Source organism: Variovorax jilinensis, assembly GCF_030316885.1.
Lineage (GTDB): Bacteria > Pseudomonadota > Gammaproteobacteria > Burkholderiales > Burkholderiaceae_C > Variovorax > Variovorax jilinensis.
Genome location: NZ_JASZYQ010000003.1, coordinates 43,981 through 62,852, shown reverse-complemented (window position 1 = coordinate 62,852; position 18,872 = coordinate 43,981). Strand labels below are relative to the sequence as shown.

Annotated in this window: 17 protein-coding genes; 7 read left to right on the top strand and 10 right to left on the bottom strand. The window is 70.1% G+C overall.

Going from position 1 to position 18,872, the window contains the following annotated elements:
* Window positions 1-2: 2 nt before the first annotated feature.
* Together QTH87_RS11810 and QTH87_RS11805 are read right to left on the bottom strand one after the other, a co-directional pair.
* On the bottom strand, window positions 3-698 hold the full coding sequence (locus QTH87_RS11810; RefSeq protein WP_286610367.1) for an SIMPL domain-containing protein: 696 nt from the start codon (window positions 696-698) through the stop codon (window positions 3-5).
* A 70-nt stretch (window positions 699-768) separates the two neighbouring features.
* Window positions 769-1,068, bottom strand: coding sequence for a hypothetical protein (locus QTH87_RS11805; protein WP_286609151.1), 300 nt, complete (start codon window positions 1,066-1,068; stop codon window positions 769-771).
* Between the two features lie 172 nt (window positions 1,069-1,240).
* Between QTH87_RS11805 and ompR the strand changes: the two genes are divergently transcribed.
* Together ompR and QTH87_RS11795 are read left to right on the top strand one after the other, a co-directional pair.
* Window positions 1,241-1,972, top strand: a complete 732-nt coding sequence (gene ompR, locus QTH87_RS11800) for an osmolarity response regulator transcription factor OmpR (RefSeq protein WP_028250078.1) — start codon at window positions 1,241-1,243, stop codon at window positions 1,970-1,972.
* Window positions 1,973-2,069: 97 nt separating this feature from the next.
* Window positions 2,070-3,494: a sensor histidine kinase family protein gene (locus QTH87_RS11795; RefSeq protein WP_286610365.1), complete on the top strand. Its 1,425-nt coding sequence runs from the start codon at window positions 2,070-2,072 to the stop codon at window positions 3,492-3,494.
* An 18-nt stretch (window positions 3,495-3,512) separates the two neighbouring features.
* Here QTH87_RS11795 and ispF read toward each other — a convergent pair whose 3' ends face one another.
* Both ispF and ispD read right to left on the bottom strand, forming a co-directional pair.
* A complete protein-coding gene (ispF, locus tag QTH87_RS11790) occupies window positions 3,513-4,016 on the bottom strand; it encodes a 2-C-methyl-D-erythritol 2,4-cyclodiphosphate synthase (protein WP_286609149.1) in 504 nt (167 codons plus the stop codon).
* Window positions 4,013-4,723, bottom strand: a complete 711-nt coding sequence (ispD, locus tag QTH87_RS11785) for a 2-C-methyl-D-erythritol 4-phosphate cytidylyltransferase (protein WP_286609148.1) — start codon at window positions 4,721-4,723, stop codon at window positions 4,013-4,015. Before ispD ends, ispF begins: the two co-directional genes overlap by 4 nt.
* A gap of 104 nt (window positions 4,724-4,827) precedes the next feature.
* On the opposite strand from ispD, the gene mfd reads away from it, so the two are divergent.
* The 3 genes from mfd to QTH87_RS11770 are packed head-to-tail and all read left to right on the top strand — an operon-like array spanning window position 4,828 to window position 10,288.
* Window positions 4,828-8,313 (top strand): transcription-repair coupling factor, encoded by a 3,486-nt coding sequence (mfd, locus tag QTH87_RS11780; RefSeq protein ID WP_286609146.1) that lies wholly within the window; start codon window positions 4,828-4,830, stop codon window positions 8,311-8,313.
* Window positions 8,310-9,029 (top strand): phosphoserine phosphatase SerB, encoded by a 720-nt coding sequence (serB, locus tag QTH87_RS11775; protein ID WP_286609144.1) that lies wholly within the window; start codon window positions 8,310-8,312, stop codon window positions 9,027-9,029. The genes mfd and serB overlap by 4 nt, the downstream gene beginning before the upstream one ends.
* Before the next feature lie 5 nt (window positions 9,030-9,034).
* Entirely contained in the window at window positions 9,035-10,288 is a 1,254-nt protein-coding gene (locus QTH87_RS11770; protein ID WP_286609143.1) for a cystathionine gamma-synthase family protein, read from the top strand.
* A 63-nt stretch (window positions 10,289-10,351) separates the two neighbouring features.
* Here QTH87_RS11770 and QTH87_RS11765 read toward each other — a convergent pair whose 3' ends face one another.
* Window positions 10,352-12,610, bottom strand: a complete 2,259-nt coding sequence (locus tag QTH87_RS11765; protein WP_286609142.1) for a PhoX family protein — start codon at window positions 12,608-12,610, stop codon at window positions 10,352-10,354.
* Window positions 12,611-12,740: 130 nt separating this feature from the next.
* Entirely contained in the window at window positions 12,741-13,928 is a 1,188-nt protein-coding gene (locus QTH87_RS11760; RefSeq protein WP_286609140.1) for an aminotransferase-like domain-containing protein, read from the bottom strand.
* 66 nt (window positions 13,929-13,994) lie between these two features.
* Here QTH87_RS11760 and nth point away from each other — a divergent pair, with 66 nt between their 5' ends.
* Complete coding sequence (nth, locus tag QTH87_RS11755) at window positions 13,995-14,633, top strand: endonuclease III (protein WP_286609138.1); 639 nt, start codon at window positions 13,995-13,997, stop codon at window positions 14,631-14,633.
* On the opposite strand, the gene QTH87_RS11750 is transcribed toward nth, so the two are convergent.
* The 4 genes from QTH87_RS11750 to QTH87_RS11735 are packed head-to-tail and all read right to left on the bottom strand — an operon-like array spanning window position 14,606 to window position 18,520.
* A complete protein-coding gene (locus tag QTH87_RS11750) occupies window positions 14,606-15,202 on the bottom strand; it encodes a histidine phosphatase family protein (RefSeq protein ID WP_286609137.1) in 597 nt (198 codons plus the stop codon). The genes nth and QTH87_RS11750 overlap by 28 nt on opposite strands.
* Window positions 15,199-16,005 carry an adenosylcobinamide-GDP ribazoletransferase gene (gene cobS, locus QTH87_RS11745; RefSeq protein WP_286609136.1) on the bottom strand — a complete coding sequence of 269 codons (807 nt, stop codon included), beginning with the start codon at window positions 16,003-16,005 and terminating at the stop codon, window positions 15,199-15,201. The genes QTH87_RS11750 and cobS overlap by 4 nt, the downstream gene beginning before the upstream one ends.
* The gene (gene cobT, locus QTH87_RS11740; protein ID WP_286609135.1) at window positions 16,002-17,054 is read right to left on the bottom strand and encodes a nicotinate-nucleotide--dimethylbenzimidazole phosphoribosyltransferase; all 1,053 of its coding nucleotides are present in this window, start codon (window positions 17,052-17,054) and stop codon (window positions 16,002-16,004) included. Before cobT ends, cobS begins: the two co-directional genes overlap by 4 nt.
* On the bottom strand, window positions 17,051-18,520 hold the full coding sequence (locus QTH87_RS11735; RefSeq protein ID WP_286609134.1) for a cobyric acid synthase: 1,470 nt from the start codon (window positions 18,518-18,520) through the stop codon (window positions 17,051-17,053). Before QTH87_RS11735 ends, cobT begins: the two co-directional genes overlap by 4 nt.
* A 126-nt stretch (window positions 18,521-18,646) precedes the next feature.
* Between QTH87_RS11735 and QTH87_RS11730 the strand changes: the two genes are divergently transcribed.
* Window positions 18,647-18,868, top strand: coding sequence for a hypothetical protein (locus QTH87_RS11730; RefSeq protein ID WP_286609132.1), 222 nt, complete (start codon window positions 18,647-18,649; stop codon window positions 18,866-18,868).
* The last annotated feature ends 4 nt before the right edge of the window (window positions 18,869-18,872 follow it).

The following is an 18,872-nucleotide window of genomic DNA, read 5'->3' as shown; positions in this document are numbered from 1 at the left end:
CCCTATTTCAGCTGCACCGAGCCGGAGACGTTGACGACCACGTTGGCCTTGCCGGCCTCGATCGGCACCGGCGGCGCATCTGCCGAAGACTTGGCCATGGCGTCCATCGCCATCATGCGCGGCTGCACCGGGCCGCCGAGATGGGCGTTGACCGCCACCTCGCGCAGCGTGAAGCCGCTGAAGCCGAAGCGCCTGGCCAGTTCGTCGGCACGCTGCCTGAAGTTGTCGATCGCGACCGCCTGGGCCTCGGTCTCGGTCTTGGACTGCTGCTCTCGGCTCAGGCCGAAACCGACGTTGGCGATCGTCAGCGTGCTGATGCGCGCCGCGGTCTGCGTGATGCGCGGGAAATCACGGCCTTCGAGCACCAGCTCCGCGGTGCCGCGCCATCCGGTCATCTTGCCGTCTCGGCTGTAGCGCGGCGAGAGGTTGAAATTGCCGGTGCGCACGTCGAGCTGGCCCGGCTGGGCGCTCTTGCGGGCTTCGGCCAGTGCGGCGTCGAGTGCTGTCCGCAGCTGGGTCTGCACGGTGCCGGCGTCGGCAGCCTCGCGCGTGGTGTTGAGCGTCATGCTCAGCAGATCCTGCTGGACCTCGACCGTGGCGTTGGCCGACAGTTGCAGCACGTTCTGAGGGGGCGCCAGCACGGCAGTCTGGGCCCAGGCGGCAGCGCCGGCACTGATCAGGACGGCACATGCCGCCATTCTCTTGACGTTGTTCAAATCGGAAATCCTGGAAAAGCGAATCGAAAAAGCCCTGGCGGGCCGCGGTCGTTCAGGGCCGCTGGCTGCGCGGGGCGGTCAACGCACCCTTGGTGGATGCGTCCGGCATCATGCGCTCGGCCGGTTGCGATTCCGCCGAATGCACCGTGTCCTGCGCGGGCAACCATTGCTGGCGAACCTGCTGGCGCAACTGGGCCAGCTCGGCCTGCGTCAGGCGCCGGCCGGGGTTGGCTTCGCGCGCATCGGAGGCGGAACCGCTGCCAGCCACGAGCGAATCGGCGGCGGCACCGGACCAGGCCGGGGCGGTCGCGCTCGCGAGCAGCGCGGACAGCATGAGAAATTGGAATTTCATGGCGGCAGTGAGTGACGACAAATCGACTTTGCCACTGCCGTGCAAGCCCTTGGCGTCGCTACCGAGACGGGTCGCAAGTTTTGTAACTTAGTGTCAACCCCGAAGAGAAAGCCAGCGAATGGACCGACAACGGCTTCAGAATTGGCGCTGTTACAAATTCGGTGTTGTGAAAATGAATCAAGCTCCTGCTCGCACAGACAAGATCGTGATCGTCGACGACGACGCCCGCATCCGCGACCTGCTGCGCCGCTACCTGACCCAGGAAGGATTCGAGGTCATCGTGGCCGAGGACGGCAAGGCCCTCAACCGCATCCTGCTGCGCGACACGGTCGACCTGATCGTGCTCGACCTGATGATGCCGGGCGAGGACGGCCTCTCCGTGTGCCGCCGGCTGCGTGCCGCGAACGACCGCACGCCCATCATCATGCTCACGGCCAAGGGCGAGGACGTGGACCGCATCGTGGGCCTCGAGGTCGGTGCGGACGACTACCTCGGCAAGCCCTTCAACCCGCGCGAGCTGCTGGCCCGCGTGCACGCGGTGCTGCGGCGCCGGCCCCCGCTCGAGGCGCCCGGAGCGCCCTCGACCGACAACGAGACGGTCAACTTCGGCCCCTTCAGCTTCGACCTGGGCTCGCGCACGCTCAAGAAGGACGGCGAGGAACTCTCGCTCACCACGGGCGAATTCGCGATGCTGAAGGCACTGGTGCGCCATCCGCGCCAGCCGCTGTCGCGCGAAAAGCTGGCCCAGCTGGCGCGCGGCCGGGAGTTCGAGCCCTTCGACCGCAGCCTCGACGTGCAGATCTCGCGCCTGCGCAAGCTGGTCGAGTCCGACGCCGCGGCGCCACGCTACATCCAGACCGTCTGGGGCGTGGGCTACGTGTTCGTGCCGGACGGCACGACTTGAACGGCTGACGCCCGTGGCCGCAAGCATCGGCCCCCAGACCACACAGCCGAGCCCGCTCGAGGACAGCACACAGGGCACCCTGCCGTCGCCGCTGGGCATGAGCCCGAGGCGCCGCAAGACCCGGCTGCACCTGGGGCTCAGCCTGTTCTGGCGCACCTTCTTCCTGCTCGTGCTGCTGCTGGTCGGCTGCACGGTGGCCTGGCTGCAGACCTTCCGCGCGCTGGAGTACGAGCCGCGCGCGATCCAGACCGCGCACCAGATCGCCTCGCTCGTGAATCTCACGCGCGCGGCGCTGGTGTATTCGGACGCCATCACGCGGGTCTCGCTGATCAAGACGCTGGCCGACCAGGAAGGCGTGCGCATCCTGCCGCGCGAGCCGGGCGACCGCTTCATGCCCTACACCAGCGGCGCGCTCGACCAGCGCGTGACCGAGGAGCTGATCGCGCGGCTGGGCGAAGGCACGACCGTGGCCAGCCGGGTCAACGACGAGCCCGGCCTCTGGGTCGGCTTCACGATCGAGAGCGATACCTACTGGCTGCTGGTCGATCCGACCCGCTTCAGCCGGCTCGACCGCCGCACCTGGATGATCTGGCTCGCGACCACGATGGCGCTGTCGCTGGCCGGTGCGGCGCTGATCACGCGGCTGATCAACCGCCCGCTCAAGCAGCTGTCGCAGGCCACGCTGCAGGTGCGCGAAGGCGAATACGAGGCGCACCGGCTCGACGAGCGGGCCCGCACCAACGAGATCCGGGCCGTCAACGTGGGCTTCAACCGCATGGCCGACCAGCTGGCCAAGATCGAGCAGGACCGCGCCGTGATGCTGGCCGGCATCTCGCACGACCTGCGCACGCCGCTCGCCCGCCTCAGGCTCGAGACCGAGATGAGCGTGGCCGACGAGGATGCGCGCGACCACATGGCTGCGGACATCGCGCAGCTCGACGCCATCATCGACAAGTTCCTCGACTACGCGCGGCCCGATCACGTGGACTTCCGCCCGGTGTTGCTGCGCGACGTGATCGACGCCTGCAGCTACGCGGTGCAGGACCACGAGGACATCCACATCACGGTCGACGTGCCGTCCGACCTGCGCGTGATGGCCGACGAGGTCGAGCTACAGCGCGTGATCTCCAACCTGATCGAGAACGCGCGGCGCTACGGCAAGACGCCATCCACCGGCGTGGCCGACATCACGATCCAGGCCCAGGCGCACAACGATGCCGTGCTGATCAAGGTGCGCGACCACGGCGCGGGCGTGGCGCCCGCGATGCTGTCGCAGCTCAGCAAGCCCTTCTTCCGCGGCGATGCGGCGCGCACCTCGGCGGCCGGAGCCGGGCTCGGGCTGTCGATCGTGACCAAGAACATCGAGCGCATGGGCGGCACCTTCGCGCTCACCAGCACGCCGGGCCGCGGGCTGGCCGCCCATATCCGCATGCCGCGCGCTGCGGCGGCCAAGGCGGGCCCGGACGCTGCGAAGGAAAAGGCCGCGCCGCCCGCTCCCGGGTCGGGGCACCGCAAGGCCTGAGAAGCCGACCCGGGCGCGCTACCGGCCCGGCTGGGGCTGGCGGTGCAGCAGCACCACAGCGCGTGCTTCCATCGCCCTGCCCTCGCCGACGGGACCGAGCTTCTCGGCGGTCTTGGCCTTGACGTTGACCTGGTCGGCCGCGATGCCGAGCGTGTCGGCGATGCGCTGGCACATGGCCCCGATATGCGGCGCGAGCTTGGGCGCCTGCGCAATCACCGTGGCATCGACATTGCCGAGCGCCCAGCCTGCCGCGCGCACGCGCCGGGCCGCCTCGGCCAGCAGCACCGCGGAATCGGCGCCGCGGAACTGCGCATCGGTGTCGGGGAAGTGGCGGCCGATGTCCCCCAAGCCGGCGGCGCCGAGCAGCGCATCGGTGATGGCGTGCAGCAGCACGTCGGCGTCCGAATGGCCCAGCAGGCCGGTGACGTGCGGGATCTCGATGCCGCCGAGGATCAGCTTGCGGCCCGCCACGAGCTGGTGGACGTCCCAGCCTTCGCCGACACGGATCGAAAAGCCGCTCATGGCACGCTCCGCCGGCTGCGCAGCACGGCCTCGGCGAGGGCGAAGTCCTCGGCCTGCGTGAGCTTGAAGTTCTGGGCGCTGCCGGGCACCAGCAGCGGCGCGAGGCCGATCGCCTCGATCGCGCTGGCTTCGTCGGTGACCGTGTCGCCACTGCGCTCGAGCGCGTCGAGCAGGATGCCGAGGCGGAACATCTGCGGCGTCTGGGCCAGCCACTTGTCGGCGCGGGTCGGCGTGCTCGCGACCCGGCCTTCGGGCGAAGCCACCTTGAGGGTGTCGGCCAGCCGGTGCGCGAGCAGCCCGCCCACCGCGTCGTGCTGGCAGGCGGCGATCAGCGCCTCGATCTGGCTCGGCGTGACCAGACAGCGGGCCGCATCGTGCACCAGCACCCAGTCATGGGCGCCGGCCCCGAGATCGCGCAGCGCGCGCAGGCCGTTGCGCACGCTCGCGGCACGGGTCGCACCGCCGACCCGCAGCAGGTGCTCGCCGGGGGCAGGAAAGCGCGGCAGCACGGCGCCGACCTCGGAATCCGCGGGCGCCACCACGAGCGCCAGGCCCGCGAAGGTACCCGGCAGCGCGCGAAAGGCCTCGAGCGTGTGCTCGACCATCGGCCGGCCTGCAATTCGCTGGTATTGCTTGGGAAGCGCGCCACCCGCGCGGCTGCCGGAGCCGGCGCACGGGATCACGACGTAGAGACGGGAAGCGGACATGGATGCGAAGGCGGCCAGCGACGAAGGGGCTGCCATTCTAGAATCGGCCCTGGCACACCCCACGCCGACCGGCGCGGGGTGTGCTGCATTTCTCCAGGCATTCCATGGATCTCCCCCACCTCACGGCGGGCAAGCGCTTCACGCTGCCGCGCCCTCCCCTGTCGGCCGACGCGCTGATGCTGGCCCGGCTGGCCGAACGCGAGAAGGCCGCCGGCCGCGCCACCGCGGTCTTCACCGCGGACGCCAACGACGCCCAGCGGCTGATCGACGAGGTCGCCTTCTTCGCGCCGGAGCTGCGTTGCGCGCTGTTTCCCGACTGGGAGACCCTGCCCTACGACGCCTTCTCGCCGCACCAGGACCTGATCAGCGAACGGCTGGCGACGCTCTGGCGCATCAGCCAGAAGGAAGCCGACGTGGTGCTGGTGCCGGCGACCACCGCGCTCTACCGGCTGGCACCGCCGGCCTTCCTGGCCGGCTACACCTTCCAGTTCAAGAGCGGCCAGAAGCTGCAGGATTCGAAGCTCAAGGCGCAGCTCACGCTGGCCGGCTACACGCACGTGACGCAGGTCGTGAGCCCCGGCGAGTACGCGGTGCGCGGCGGCCTGATCGACCTGTTCCCGATGGGCTCGCCGGTGCCGTTCCGGGTCGACCTGTTCGACGACGAGATCGACTCGATCCGCACCTTCGACCCCGACACCCAGCGCAGCCTCTACCCGGTGCCCGAGGTGCGGCTGCTGCCCGGGCGCGAGTTCCCGATGGACGACGATGCCCGCGCGCGCTTTCGCAGCCGCTGGCGCGAGCTGCTCGAGGGCGACCCGACGCGCAGCCGCATCTACAAGGACATGGGCAACGGCGTCGCCACGGCCGGCATCGAGTACTACCTGCCGCTCTTCTTCGAGGAGACCGCGACGGTCTTCGACTACCTGGGCGCCGACGCCACGGTGGTCATGCACGGCGAACTGGAACCCGCGTTCCAGCATTTCTGGCAGGACACGGCCGAGCGCTACCGGCTGGTGCGCGGCGATCCCGAGCGGCCGGCGCTGCCGCCCGAGGCCCTGTTCCTCAATGCCGAGCAGTTCTACCAGCGCGCCAAGCCGCACGCGCAGCTCGCGATCCGCGGGCAGGCCGACGCCGATGCGCCGCCCTATGCCGAGTTCGACCTGCTGCCGCCCTTCGCAGTGGTGCGCGGCGCCGACGACCCGCTGGTGCGGCTGAAGGCTCACATCGCGGCGACGCCGCACCGCGTGCTGGTCATCGCCGAGAGCAACGGCCGGCGCGAGAGCCTGCTCGACTTCCTGCGCGCCAGCGGCGTGAGCCCGCCGGCCTTCGACTCGCTGGCCGAGTTCGAGGCCGCGAGCGACGAGAAGGTCGGCATCGCGACCGCGGCGCTGGTGGCCGGCTTCGCGTGGCGCGAGCAGGCGATCGATTTCGTGACCGAGACCGAGCTCTTCGCCACGGCGCCGAGCACGCGTCGGCGCAACAAGAAGCAGGAACAGGTCAGCGACGTCGAGGCGCTGATCAAGGACCTGAGCGAGCTCGCGATCGGCGATCCGGTGGTGCATTCGGCGCACGGCATCGGCCGCTACCGGGGTCTCATCAACATGGACCTCGGCCAGGGCAAGGACGCCGAGGGCAAGCCGCTGCTGCAGGAGATGCTGCACCTCGAGTACGCCGACAAGGCCACGCTCTACGTGCCCGTGTCGCAGCTGCACCTGGTGAGCCGCTACACGGGCGTGAGCGCCGACGAGGCGCCGCTGCACAAGCTGGGCTCGGGCCAGTGGGAGAAGGCCAAGCGCCGAGCCGCCGAGCAGGTGCGCGACTCGGCCGCCGAGCTGCTCAACATCTACGCACGGCGAGCGGCGCGCGAGGGCCATGCCTTCCGCTTCTCGGCTGCCGACTACGAGGTGTTCGCGAACGACTTCGGCTTCGACGAGACGGCCGACCAGAAGGCCGCGATCCATGCCGTGATCCAGGACCTGATCTCGCCGCAGCCGATGGACCGGCTGGTCTGCGGCGACGTCGGCTTCGGCAAGACCGAAGTCGCCTTGCGCGCCGCCTTCGTGGCGGTCACGGGCGGCAAGCAGGTGGCCTTCCTGGCGCCCACCACGCTGCTGGCCGAGCAGCACTTCCAGACGCTGGTCGATCGCTTCGCCAAGTGGCCGGTCAAGGTGGCGGAGATGAGCCGCTTCCGCTCCGCGAAGGAGATCACCGCCGCCGCCAAGGGCCTGGCCGACGGCAGCGTCGACATCGTGATCGGCACCCACAAGCTGCTCTCGCAATCGGTCAAGTTCAAGAACCTGGGCCTGCTGATCATCGACGAGGAGCATCGCTTCGGCGTGCGCCACAAGGAAGCGATGAAGGCCATGCGCGCCGAGGTCGACGTGCTGACGCTGACCGCGACGCCGATCCCGCGCACGCTGGGCATGGCGCTCGAGGGCCTGCGCGACCTGAGCGTGATCGCAACCGCGCCGCAGCGCCGGCTGGCGATCAAGACCTTCGTCCGCAACGAGGGCACCGGCGTGATCCGCGAAGCGGTGCTGCGCGAGCTCAAGCGCGGCGGCCAGGTCTACTTCCTGCACAACGAGGTCGAGACCATCGAGAACCGGCGCCAGAAGCTCGAGGAGATACTGCCCGAGGCCCGCATCGCGGTGGCCCATGGCCAGATGCCCGAGCGCGAGCTGGAGCGCGTGATGCGCGACTTCGTGGCCCAGCGCTACAACCTGCTGCTGTGCTCGACCATCATCGAGACCGGCATCGACGTGCCGAGCGCCAACACCATCGTGATGAGCCGCGCCGACAAGTTCGGCCTGGCGCAGCTGCATCAGCTGCGCGGGCGGGTCGGTCGCAGCCACCACCAGGCCTATGCCTACCTCATGGTGCCCGACATCGAGGGGCTGACCAAGCAGGCGGCGCAGCGCCTCGACGCCATCCAGCAGATGGAAGAGCTGGGCTCGGGCTTCTACCTCGCGATGCACGACCTGGAGATCCGCGGCGCCGGCGAGGTGCTGGGCGAGAACCAGAGCGGCAACATGATGGAGATCGGCTTCCAGCTCTACAACGAGATGCTGGCCGAGGCGGTGCGCTCGCTCAAGGCCGGGCAGGAACCCGACCTGCTCGCGCCGCTATCGGTCACGACCGAGATCAACCTGCATGCGCCGGCCCTGCTGCCCGACGACTACTGCGGCGACGTGCACCTGCGGCTGTCGTTCTACAAGAAGCTGGCGACCGCCAAGACACCCGACCAGATCGACCACCTGCTCGAGGAGATCGTCGACCGCTTCGGCAAGCTGCCGCCGCAGGGCCAGACGCTGATCGACGTCCACCGCCTGCGCGTGCTGGCGCGCCCCTACGGCGTCATCAAGGTCGACGCCGCGCCGGGCGTGATCCACATCACCTTCAGGAAGGACCCGCCGGTCGATTCGATGAACATCCTCCACCTGATCCAGAAGAACAAGCACATCAAGCTCGCGGGCAACGAGAAGCTGCGCATCGAGCGCGAACTCAAGGAGCCCAAGGATCGGGCCCAGATGGTGCGCGATGTCCTGCGCAGCCTGGGCCAGCCCAAGACACAGGAAGCCACGCCCGCATGACCGCCCAGCCCTCCCTGCCACCACTGCCCGGACTCGTCGTGCAGCGCTTCACGCCGCCGCTGGCGCTGGCCGACTTCAAGCTGATCGCCTTCGACATGGATTCGACGCTGATCAACATCGAGTGCATCGACGAGATCGCCGACGCGGTCGGCAAGAAGGCCGAGGTCGCTGCCATCACCGAGGCCACGATGCGCGGCGAGATCAAGGACTTCAAGGAAAGCCTGCGGCGCCGCGTGGCGCTGCTGCAGGGCGTGCCGGTGGGCGCGCTGCAGGAGGTCTACGACCAGCGCCTGAAGCTCAACCCGGGCGCCGACGCGCTGGTTTCCGCCTGCAAGGCGGCGGGCCTCAAGGTGCTGCTGGTGTCGGGCGGCTTCACCTTCTTCGCCAACCGCGTGAAGGAGCGCCTGGGCATCGACTTCGCGCGCTCCAACCTGCTCGACGAGGCCGGCGGCCGGCTCACGGGTCGGGTCGTGCAGCAGGCCTGGGGCGACATCTGCGACGGCGCCGAGAAGCGCCGCACGCTGCTCGAGGTGGCCTCGCTGCTGGGCATCTCCACCGCCGAGACGATCGCGGTCGGCGACGGCGCGAACGACCTGCCGATGATGGCCGAGGCCGGCCTGTCGGTCGCCTTCCATGCCAAGCCCAGGGTGCGAGAGCAGGCGATGGTGGCGATCGACGAAGGCGGACTCGACCGGCTGCTCGAAGTGTTCCGGTGAGCGTCATGGCCGACCACGAGCCACCACCGCCGGACAGCCCCTCCGGCATCGTCCACGGCGACCGCCGCGGCGGCGTCGAGCACGGCGCGATCCACAAGCCGATCCACACCTCGGTGCAGTACGGCTTCGAGCGCACCGAGGACCTGATCGGCGTCTTCCAGGGCACGCGCAAGGGCGGCTTCAACTACGCGCGGCAAGGCGCGCCGACCACGGCTGCGCTCGAGGCCAAGATCACCGGGCTGGAGCAGGGCCTGGGCAGCATCTGCTTTGCGAGCGGCATGGCGGCGCTGTCGGCGGTCTTCCTGACCCTGCTCAAGGCCGGCGACCACCTGGTCTCGAGCCGCTACGTCTTCGGCAACACCAACAGCCTGTTCGGCACGCTGGGCGGCCTCGGCGTCGCGATCGACAAGGTCGACGCGGCGTCGGTAGATGCAGTGCGCGCGGCGCTCAGGCCCGAGACCCGCATGGTGTTCGTCGAGACGATCGCCAATCCGGGCACCCAGGTGCCGGACCTCGACGCCATCGGCGCACTGTGCCGCGAGCACGGCCTGCTCTACGTGGTGGACAACACGATCACCTCGGCGGCGCTGTTCCGGCCGGCCACGGTGGGCGCCGGGCTGGTGGTGAATTCGCTGACCAAGACCATTGCGGGCCACGGCGCCGCGCTCGGCGGCGCGGTCACCGACACCGGCCTCTTCGACTGGCGCGGCTACCCGAACATCGCCGACAGCTACCGCGGCCTGGACCCGCGCCAGTGGGGCCTGCAGCAACTGCGCAAGAAGGCGCTGCGCGACATGGGCGGCACGCTCGCGCCCGAGCAGGCGCACCGCATCGCGCTGGGCGCCGAGACGCTGTCGCTGCGCGTGGCGCAGACCAGCGCCTCGGCGCTCGCGCTGGCCCGCTTCCTCGAATCGCACGCCGCGGTCGAGCGCGTGCACTACCCGATGCTCGAATCGCACCCGCAGCATGCGCTCGCGCTGCGCCACTTCAAGGCCGGCTCGTGGCTGCTGGCCTTCGAGCTGCGCGACAGCGCCCGCATGCCGGCTGTCCTCGACGGCCTGCAGCTGGCCATCAAGGCCACCGGCATGGGCGACAACCGCACGCTGGTGATTCCGGTCGCGCCCACGATCTACTGGGAAGCCGGCGCCGCCGTGCGCGCCGAGATGGGCATCGCCGACGGCCTGGTGCGGGTCTCGGTGGGCCTGGAGCCGGCCGACGAGCTGATCGACGACTTCGCGCAGGCGCTGTCCCGACCCTGAGCGGCACGACCGGGGCATGACCGGGGCATGACCGGGGCCCGACCCGGGCCCCGCCGGCGCCGGCTACAACCCGATCAGTCCGCCATCGTCCCGCGTGATCACCACCGTGGCCGAGCGCGGGCGCGCCGTGCCGCCTTCGGGCCAGTGGCTGCCGAACTTGGCCGGATCGGTGATGCTGGCTGCGGCCGTGGTCTCGCCCGGGTGCTGGATGTTGACGAAGATCGCACGGCCGTCGCCGGACTCGGCGATACCCGTGATCTCGCAATCCTTCGGCCCGACCAGGAAGCGACGCAGGCCGTCGGTGCCCGGCGCCTTGCCCACGAAGGTCGCCTGCGTGGCGCTGACGGCGCCGTCGACGTTGGTGATGGTTTTGGCCGCGCCGTCGCCGACCTGGCCCGGCAGCGCCGCGAGCATCATGCAGTTGGTGACGTCGGTGTACTTTCCGTCGTCGGTCTGCAGCCACAGGAGGCCCGGGGTCACCGAGCTGAACCACATGCCGTCGGGGCTGGAGAAGTCGTTGTCGGCGACCAGACCCGAGAGGTTGACGTCGGCTGCTGCCGTGGAGCGCGCACCGAACAGGTACACGTCCCACTTGAAGCGCGTCGCGGCGGGGTTGCCGTCGGCGTCCGCGAAGCGCACGACGTGGCCGTTCGGATTGCCCTTCTGCGCCGTCTGGGCCGCGCCCTTGGGATCGTTGTAGGAGCGCGGGTTGGCGGCATCGGTGCCGGTCACTGCGCGTGCCGAATTGTTGGTGAGCGTCAGGTAGATCTCGCCGTTCTTCGGGTTCACCGCCGTCCACTCCGGCCGGTCCATCTTGGTCGCGCGGGCGGCATCGGCCGCAAGGCGCGTGTTGATCAGCACCTCCGCCGCATCGTTGAAGGCATAGGCCGTGTTGGCGGCGGTGATGCCGTTCACGCCCAGTGCGAGCTCGAGCCAGTCGCCGCTGCCATCGGCGTTGAAGCGAGCGACATAGAGCTTGCCGTCGTCCATGTACTTGTCGCCCGAGGCGATCCCGCCGCCGACATCGGCCGCGTCCCAGTTGCGGGTCGAGACGAACTTGTACAGGTATTCGTTCTGCGCATCGTCGCCCATGTACCAGACCAGCGGCTTGCCGACCACCACCGGCCCGAGGCAGGCGCCCTCATGGCCGAAGCGGCCCAGCGCGGTGCGCTTCTTCGGCGTGCTGGCCGGCGCGAAGGGGTCGATCTCGACCACCCAGCCGTAGGTGTTGGCGCCATTGCGGTAGTCCGCGGTCGCATCGGCGGCGCTGGTGACGAGCTCGCAGTTCCAGCGGCCGTACTGGTTGTCGGCCGTGTCGGGCGTGACCGTGGCCCACAGTTCGCGGCCGGTGCCCGCGACGCCGTAGCGGGTGAAGGCGGCAATCTCCTTGGCGCTCCGGTTCGGGTTGTCGTTCGCTGCAATGCGACGGAAGTAGCCGGCCCAGTTCTCCTCGCAGGCCAGGTAGGTGCCCCAGGGCGTGGTGCCGTTGGCGCAGTTGTTCACCGTGCCGCGCGTCTTGCTGCCGTCGCTCGAGTACTTGGTCTTCAGGTAGTCGGTCTTGGCGGCCGGACCCGAGAACGCCATCTCGGTCAGCGTGTGGACGCGGCGGTTGAGGCTCGAGCCCGGCTTGTAGCTCCAGGTGCTGCCTTCCTTGGCCACGTCGATCACGCTCACGCCATGCACGAAGAATTCGCGCTGCACTTCTCCGGCGACGCTGCGCACGGCGGCATTGCCGGTGCCGACGATGGTCTGTCCCGCGGGGTGCAGGAACAGCGGCGTGATGGCCTCGTGGTTCATCACCAGCAGGCCGCGGTCGGCGGCCTGGGGCGCCCACTTGTTCGACGCATCGATGCCGAAGAAGGTCATGCCGTCGTGGTGGTCACCGGCACGGCGGTCGAAGGTCTCGGGTGCGTCGGTGCCGTCGTTGAGATAGGCCGGCACGCCCGAGGCAATCGGGTCGCCGAGGCGGTAGAGCACGGTGGCGGTGTAGCCCGCCGGCACCGTGACCACGTCGGCGAGGCTCTTGGGCACGGCGTTGAAGCCGAGCTTGGCGGCCGCAGGGGCGGGCGCGGGCGCCGGTCCTGGGGCCGGTGCGGGCGCTGGGTTCGGTGCCGGTGCCGGTGCGATCGGCACGAAGCCGTTGCTGCCGCCGCCGCCGCAGGCCTGCAGCAGCGCAACGCTGGCACTGCCGACGCCCAGGCCGAACAGGTTGCGACGGCTCAGACGGCCTTCGATCAGTTGGCTGAAGGAGGGATTCGAAGTCTTGTTGTAGCCGATGTCATCGGGGTCGACAGCGGGGATCTGCGGTGGGTTCGCGCTCATTCGGTTGCTTCTTTCGTGGGTTGAAAAAACTCAACCCACGAAGTTAGGCGAGGCCGATGACGCCGCGACGACAGCGATGTGTCAGTCGCGTGGCTGCGCGGCGCGCGCCCCGACGCGCGCGGGACGTCGGCTAGAGCGCCGAGCCGAGCCGCGCGATGCCTTCGCGGATCTTCTCGACGTTGGCGGTCGCGAAGCTCAGGCGCAGCGTCGCGACGTCGGGCTTCTCGGCAAAGAAGGGCGCGCCGGGCACGAAGGCCACGAGCTTCTCGATCGCGCGCTTGGCGAACACGTTGGCATCCGCCACCTTGCCGCCGGCGCCCGTCAGGCGGGCCCAGAAGAACAGGCCGCCACCGGGTTGCTCGAAGGTGATGGCGTCGCCGAGTTCGCTCCTGAGCGCCGCACCCATGGCCTGCGCACGTTCGGCATAGACCTCGCGCACGCGCGCCAGCGTGCCCGGCATGCGGCCGCTCTTGAGGTACTGCGCGGCAGTGGCCTGCGCGAAGGTGCTGGTGTGGGCATCGCTGAACTGCTTGCACATGGTGGCCTTGGCGAGCAGTTCGGCCGGACCGATCATCCAGCCCACGCGCAGGCCCGGGCTGAGCACCTTGCTGAGACTGCCGCAATGCGCGACCAGTTCGCGGCTGCCCGGCACCTCCTTCGTGAGCGACATGATCGAAGGCGGCGGCGCCTGGTCGAAGTACAGGTCGCCGTAGGGATCGTCCTCGACGATCAGCGTCTGGTACTTGACCGCCATGTCGAGCACCTTGCGGCGGCGCTCGAGGCTCAGCATCGCGCCGCTCGGGTTGCCGAAGGTGGGGATCAGGTAGACGAACTTCGGCTTGTGCTCGGCGATCAGGCGCTCGAGCTCGTCGGTCTTGACGCCGTCGGCGTCGACCGGCGCGCTGATGAGCTGCGCGCCGTAGAGCCGGAAGCACTGGATGGTGGCCAGGAAGGTCGGCCCTTCGACGATCACCTTGTCGCCAGGCGAGATCAGCGTCTTGCCGAGCAGGTCGAGCGCCTGCTGGCTCCCGGTGGTGACGATCAGGCCGGCGGGCTCGACCTCGACGCCCTTGGTGCCCATGAAGTCGGCCAGCTGGCGGCGAAGCGGCTCGTAGCCTTCGGTGGCGCCGTACTGCAGCGCGCCGCCGGGCTCCTCGTCCAGTGCGCGGTTGCTCGCTTCGCGAATGCCGTCGACGTCGAACATCGCGCTGTCGGGAAAGCCGCCCGCGAAGCTGATGATGCCGGGCGTGCCGAGCAGCTTGAAGAGTTCGCGGATGGCGGAGGTCTCGACGTTGTCGAGTCGGGAGGCGAATTGCATGGTGGCCTTCTGGGATCGAGTTTGCGCGACCCCCATTGTCGCAGCGGTCCTAAACTTGCCGACACGATGAAGAAATCAGAAATCGAGCCGTTCTTCGCCACGCTGCAGGCGGCCAATCCGAACCCCGAGACCGAGCTCGAGTACGACACGCCCTTCGAACTGCTGGCCGCGGTGCTGCTGTCGGCGCAAGCCACCGACGTCGGCGTCAACAAGGCCACGCGCCGGCTGTTCCCGGTCGCCAGCACGCCACAGGCCATCCTCGATCTCGGCGTCGAGGGCCTGGAGGGCTACATCAAGACCATCGGCCTCTACCGCAGCAAGGCGAAGCACCTGATCGAGGCCTGCCGCATGCTGGTCGAGCAGCACGGCGGCGAGGTGCCGCGTACCCGCGCCGAACTCGAGGCGCTGCCGGGCGTCGGCCGCAAGACCGCCAACGTGGTGCTCAACGTCGCCTTCGGAGAGCCGACCATGGCGGTCGACACCCATATCTTCCGGGTCGGCAACCGCACCGGGCTGGCACCGGGCAGGACGCCGCTCGAGGTCGAGCTCAAGCTCGAGAAGCGCGTGCCGCCGGCCTACCGGCTTCACGCGCATCACTGGCTGATCCTGCACGGACGCTACGTCTGCATCGCGCGCAAGCCGCAGTGCTGGCGCTGCGCGGTGTCGACGTACTGCGACTACAAGCCCAAGACGCCGGCACCCTGAGGGCTCGCGCCCTGGCCCTCCGCGACGTCGAAGACCACCACCTCGCCGAAGGCGATCGGCTCGGCCGGCCACTGGTCGGAGCGCTCGACGCTTCGCAGCCCCGCGTGCAGCAGCCGCACCGCGCGGATCACACCCGCGTGCGTGACCCAGATCGCATCGCGCCCGCCGGCCTTCCAGTCGTCGAAGGCCGCGCCGACCCGTTGCATGAACTGGCGCGTGCTCTCGCCGTCGACGCCCGCGCGCGTATCGGCGAAGTCGCGCATCCAGGCATCGAAGGCGCTGCGCTCGATCGCGGACCACATCCCCTCTTCCCATTGCCCGAGATCCATTTCCGCCAGGCGCGGGTCGGGCCGCGCCCGCAGATCGGGCCGCAACTCGGTGATGGCGGCCGCGAGCCCGCTGCACCGCACCAGCGGCGAGCAGGCCATCGAGACATCGCGCGGCAGTGCAGGCGCCACCCGCTCGGCCACCTCGCGCGTGAGCTCGGCCGCCACCGGGACGTCGGTGCGCCCGTAGCACAGGCCCTCCTCGGCCAGGGTGCGCGGATGACGGATCAGTGTCAGCTTCATGCCTGCCAGGCCAGCGCGAGGTAGATCGCGATCTCCGCCACCTGCTGGGTCGCGCCGAGCCCATCGCCCGTGAAGCCCTGCAGCCGTCGCCGCAGCAGCCGGCCCACCCCCAGCGCCGCGACCGCGCACAGCGCCAGCGCCGCGAGGCCATGCGCCGTGTCATGCGTCGCCACCAGCAGCCCGAGCGCAGGCAGCGACCACGCGATGCCGGCCAGCAGCGCGCTGCCGCCAATGGCATCGGCCAGCGGCTTGGCCTTGCTGGCACCACCCTCTCCGCCCTCGCCGCCCACGTAGGGCAGCCAGCGGATCAGGAACAGCGGCGCGAGCCGCGACAGCACGTGGGCCGCCACCAGCGCCGCGGCCACCGCGAGCGCGCCCTGCCCCGCGAGCACGGCCAGCAGCGCCACCTTGAGTGCCAGCGCCAGCACCAGCGCGATCGCGCCGAAGGCACCGATGCGCGAGTCCTTCATGATCGCCAGCGCGCGCTCGCGATCGGCCGAGCCGCCGAGACCGTCGGCCAGGTCGGCCAGTCCGTCCTCGTGGAAGGCGCCGGTCATCCAGACGGTGGCGATGGTCGACAGCAGCGCCGCGACAAGGGCTCCCGCCCACCCCGGCAGGCCGAGCTGCGCGATCACGAACACGCCGGCCCCGACCGCACCGACGAGCCAGCCGACGCCGGGAAAATGGGCCGCGCTCGCGCGCAGCATCGCAGGGCTGTAGCCGACCCATCCGGCCAGGCCGCCGGTCACGGGCACGCGCGTGAAGAACTGCAGCGCGAGCAGGAAATGACGCACCCCGTTCATCGGGCTTCACCGCGCTGCGATACGCCCGCCGATTCGAAGCTCGCCATCTGCGCGAGGACGCGGCTGGCCGAGTCGAGCAGCGGCCAGGCCAGTGCCGCGCCCGAGCCTTCGCCCAGGCGCAGGTCCATCCGCAGCAACGGCGCAAGGCCGAGGCGCGCGAGCAGCAGCCGATGGCCGGGCTCGGCCGATTCGTGCGCGGCCACGCAGCGCTGCACCACCATCGGCCGCAGGGCCGCCGCCACCAGCACCGCGGCGCTCGCGATGAAGCCGTCGAGCACGATCACGCGCCGCTGCTCGGCGGCCTGCAGCACGGCGCCGACCAGGGTTGCGATCTCGAAGCCGCCGAAGGCGCCCAGCGCCGCCAGCGGCGTGGTCGCCTCTGCGTGTCGATCGAGCACGGCGCGCAGCAGCGCTCGCTTGCGCGCCATGCCGGCCGCGTCGAGGCCGGTGCCGGCACCGATGCAGGCATCGATGTCCAGGCCCGCGAGCCGCGCGAGCAGCATGGCGGCGGCCGACGAGTTGCCGATGCCCATCTCGCCGAGCAGCAGTGCGTTGCCGGGCAGCCCGCGCACGATCTCGACGCCGTTGGCGATCGCCTGCGCGCACTGCGCCGCGCTCATGGCCGGGCCCAGCGACGCATCGGCGGTGCCGGCCGCGAACTTGCGAACCAACAGTCCCGCACTGGGCGCGAACTCATGCCTGACGCCGCAATCGACCACGGTCAGCGCCAGGCCGTGCTGGCGCGCGAGCACGCTGACCGCGGCGCCGCCGGCGAGGAAGTTCTGCACCATCTGCCAGGTGACATCGCTCGGATAGGCCGAGATGCCGCGCGCCGCGAGGCCATGGTCGGCCGCGCAGACCAGCATCTGCGGCGCCGAGAAGACCGGCGTCTCGCTGCCGAGGATGCTGCCGATGCGCAGCGCCAGCGACTCGAGCAGGCCCAGCGCGCCGAGCGGCTTGGTCTTGCCGTCGAGCCGCTGCTGCAGGCGCACGGCCAGCGCCGCATCGTGGATGTCGGGAACCGGGGGCAGCGTCAAGGTCGCGGTCATTCGATCAGCGAGCGCAGCACGCCCGGCTCAAAGTGGGAATCGATGTGGTCGGCCAGGCCGTCGAAGACCGCATCGAGCGTGCGCGCGGCGATGCCGAACAGCGCCTGCAGCACGGCCGGGTCCTCGAACAGGCCGTGCAGATAGAGGCCCAGCACGTTGCCGGCGCCGTTCTGCCAGGCCAGTTCGTCGGGCATCACGGCATGGGCCCGCTCGCCCGCCGCGGCCATGGCGCTGTGCTCGGCGGTGCGGCCATGGTGGATCTCGTAGCCGCGCACGGCGACGCCCGACAGCGCCGCCCAGGGCCCGCCCAGCGTGCCGAAGCGGGCTTCGCGGTGGCGCACGGTCTTGTCGGGCTCGAACACCGTCACCACGGGCAGCAGGCCCAGGCCCGGACCGTTGCCGTCGACGCCGTGCGGATCGATGAGCGCCTCGCCGAGCATCTGCAGTCCGCCGCAGATGCCGAGCACCGCGCCGCCGCGCGCCGCATGCGCGGCCACCGCACGGTCGAGGCCCTGGGCACGCATCCAGGCCAGGTCGCTGCTGGTGTGCTTCGAGCCGGGCAGCACGATCCAGTCGGCATCGGCCAGCTCCGCCGGGCTGCGGGCCCAGCGCAGGCGCACGCCCGCGATGTTCCGCAGCGGCTGGAATTCGTCGAGGTTGCTGATGCGCGGACAGGCGATCACCGCGATGGTGCGCGTGACCTCGCCCGCCGCCGTGCTGCGGTCGTCGAAGATGCCGTCCTCCTCGGGCAGGCCGTGCTGCCACCACATCGGCAGGGTCGCGACGGTCGGCACGCCGGTCAGCGCCTCGAGCTGCGCCGGCCCGGGCGCCAGCAGCGCCGCATCGCCGCGGAACTTGTTGAGCACGAAGCCGGCCAGCAGGCGCCGGTCGGCTTCGTGCAGCAGCGCCCAGGTGCCATAGAGGTGGGCAAAGGCGCCGCCGCGATCGATGTCGGTCACGAGCAGGCAGCGTGCCCCCGCATGGCGTGCCACGCGCAGGTTCACGATGTCGCTGGCCATCAGGTTGATCTCGGCGGGCGATCCGGCGCCCTCGATCACGACCACGTCATGGGCGGCACGTAGTTCGTCGAGTGCCTGCGCGATCTGCGGCCACACGCGCTCGCTGCGGCCGCGCCACGGCAGCTGCGAGAGCTCGGCGCTCACCTGCCCCATCAGCACGACCTGGCTGTGGGTGTCGCGCTCGGGCTTGAGCAGCAGCGGGTTCATGCGCACCTCGGGCGCGGCGCGCGCCGCAAGCGCCTGGAAGTACTGGGCGCTTCCGATCTCGCCGCCCTCGACCACGCGCGCGTTGTTGCTCATGTTCTGCGCCTTGAACGGCGCCACGCGCAGGCCCAGCCGGGCATACCAGCGGCACAGCGCGGTCGCGAGCCAGCTCTTGCCGGCGCCGCTGGTGGTGCCCAGCACCATGACGCAGCGCGCGCGATTGCCCCGAACGGATGAATTCATGGCGGCGATTGTCCGTTACGTGAACTCCGTCACGCAAAGCGGCATGCGCTTGAATCGGGTGGAAAAGGGCCGTGTGTTTCGCGCTTAGGGTCGAGCCTTTCCGAGCTAGAGAAAGTCCCCCGGCGAATGCCAGCCTTACGCGACATCGCGCTCACGGTCGAGGAGCGCAACGAACATCAATTCTTCTGGGTCATCCTCGAAGCCCTCGACAGCGACGCCGCCGAGGCCATCCACTACGCCCGGATCTTCGATGCCGCGACACCGCAGCCCAGCTATGCGAGCGCGCTCGCCATGGGTGCCGCCGCCTTGCGCAAGCTGGCGGGCCCCGAACACGAGACCCGCTTCTAGCGCG

What these genes read in the sequence shown, in the direction of transcription:
- QTH87_RS11810 (WP_286610367.1), bottom strand. Translation starts at nt 698, where the DNA reads ATGGCGGCATGTGCCGTCCTGATCAGTGCCGGCGCTGCCGCCTGGGCC.
- QTH87_RS11805 (WP_286609151.1), bottom strand. Translation starts at nt 1,068, where the DNA reads ATGAAATTCCAATTTCTCATGCTGTCCGCGCTGCTCGCGAGCGCGACC.
- ompR (WP_028250078.1), top strand. Translation starts at nt 1,241, where the DNA reads ATGAATCAAGCTCCTGCTCGCACAGACAAGATCGTGATCGTCGACGAC.
- QTH87_RS11795 (WP_286610365.1), top strand. Translation starts at nt 2,070, where the DNA reads ATGAGCCCGAGGCGCCGCAAGACCCGGCTGCACCTGGGGCTCAGCCTG.
- ispF (WP_286609149.1), bottom strand. Translation starts at nt 4,016, where the DNA reads ATGAGCGGCTTTTCGATCCGTGTCGGCGAAGGCTGGGACGTCCACCAG.
- ispD (WP_286609148.1), bottom strand. Translation starts at nt 4,723, where the DNA reads ATGTCCGCTTCCCGTCTCTACGTCGTGATCCCGTGCGCCGGCTCCGGC.
- mfd (WP_286609146.1), top strand. Translation starts at nt 4,828, where the DNA reads ATGGATCTCCCCCACCTCACGGCGGGCAAGCGCTTCACGCTGCCGCGC.
- serB (WP_286609144.1), top strand. Translation starts at nt 8,310, where the DNA reads ATGACCGCCCAGCCCTCCCTGCCACCACTGCCCGGACTCGTCGTGCAG.
- QTH87_RS11770 (WP_286609143.1), top strand. Translation starts at nt 9,035, where the DNA reads ATGGCCGACCACGAGCCACCACCGCCGGACAGCCCCTCCGGCATCGTC.
- QTH87_RS11765 (WP_286609142.1), bottom strand. Translation starts at nt 12,610, where the DNA reads ATGAGCGCGAACCCACCGCAGATCCCCGCTGTCGACCCCGATGACATC.
- QTH87_RS11760 (WP_286609140.1), bottom strand. Translation starts at nt 13,928, where the DNA reads ATGCAATTCGCCTCCCGACTCGACAACGTCGAGACCTCCGCCATCCGC.
- nth (WP_286609138.1), top strand. Translation starts at nt 13,995, where the DNA reads ATGAAGAAATCAGAAATCGAGCCGTTCTTCGCCACGCTGCAGGCGGCC.
- QTH87_RS11750 (WP_286609137.1), bottom strand. Translation starts at nt 15,202, where the DNA reads ATGAAGCTGACACTGATCCGTCATCCGCGCACCCTGGCCGAGGAGGGC.
- cobS (WP_286609136.1), bottom strand. Translation starts at nt 16,005, where the DNA reads ATGAACGGGGTGCGTCATTTCCTGCTCGCGCTGCAGTTCTTCACGCGC.
- cobT (WP_286609135.1), bottom strand. Translation starts at nt 17,054, where the DNA reads ATGACCGCGACCTTGACGCTGCCCCCGGTTCCCGACATCCACGATGCG.
- QTH87_RS11735 (WP_286609134.1), bottom strand. Translation starts at nt 18,520, where the DNA reads ATGAATTCATCCGTTCGGGGCAATCGCGCGCGCTGCGTCATGGTGCTG.
- QTH87_RS11730 (WP_286609132.1), top strand. Translation starts at nt 18,647, where the DNA reads ATGCCAGCCTTACGCGACATCGCGCTCACGGTCGAGGAGCGCAACGAA.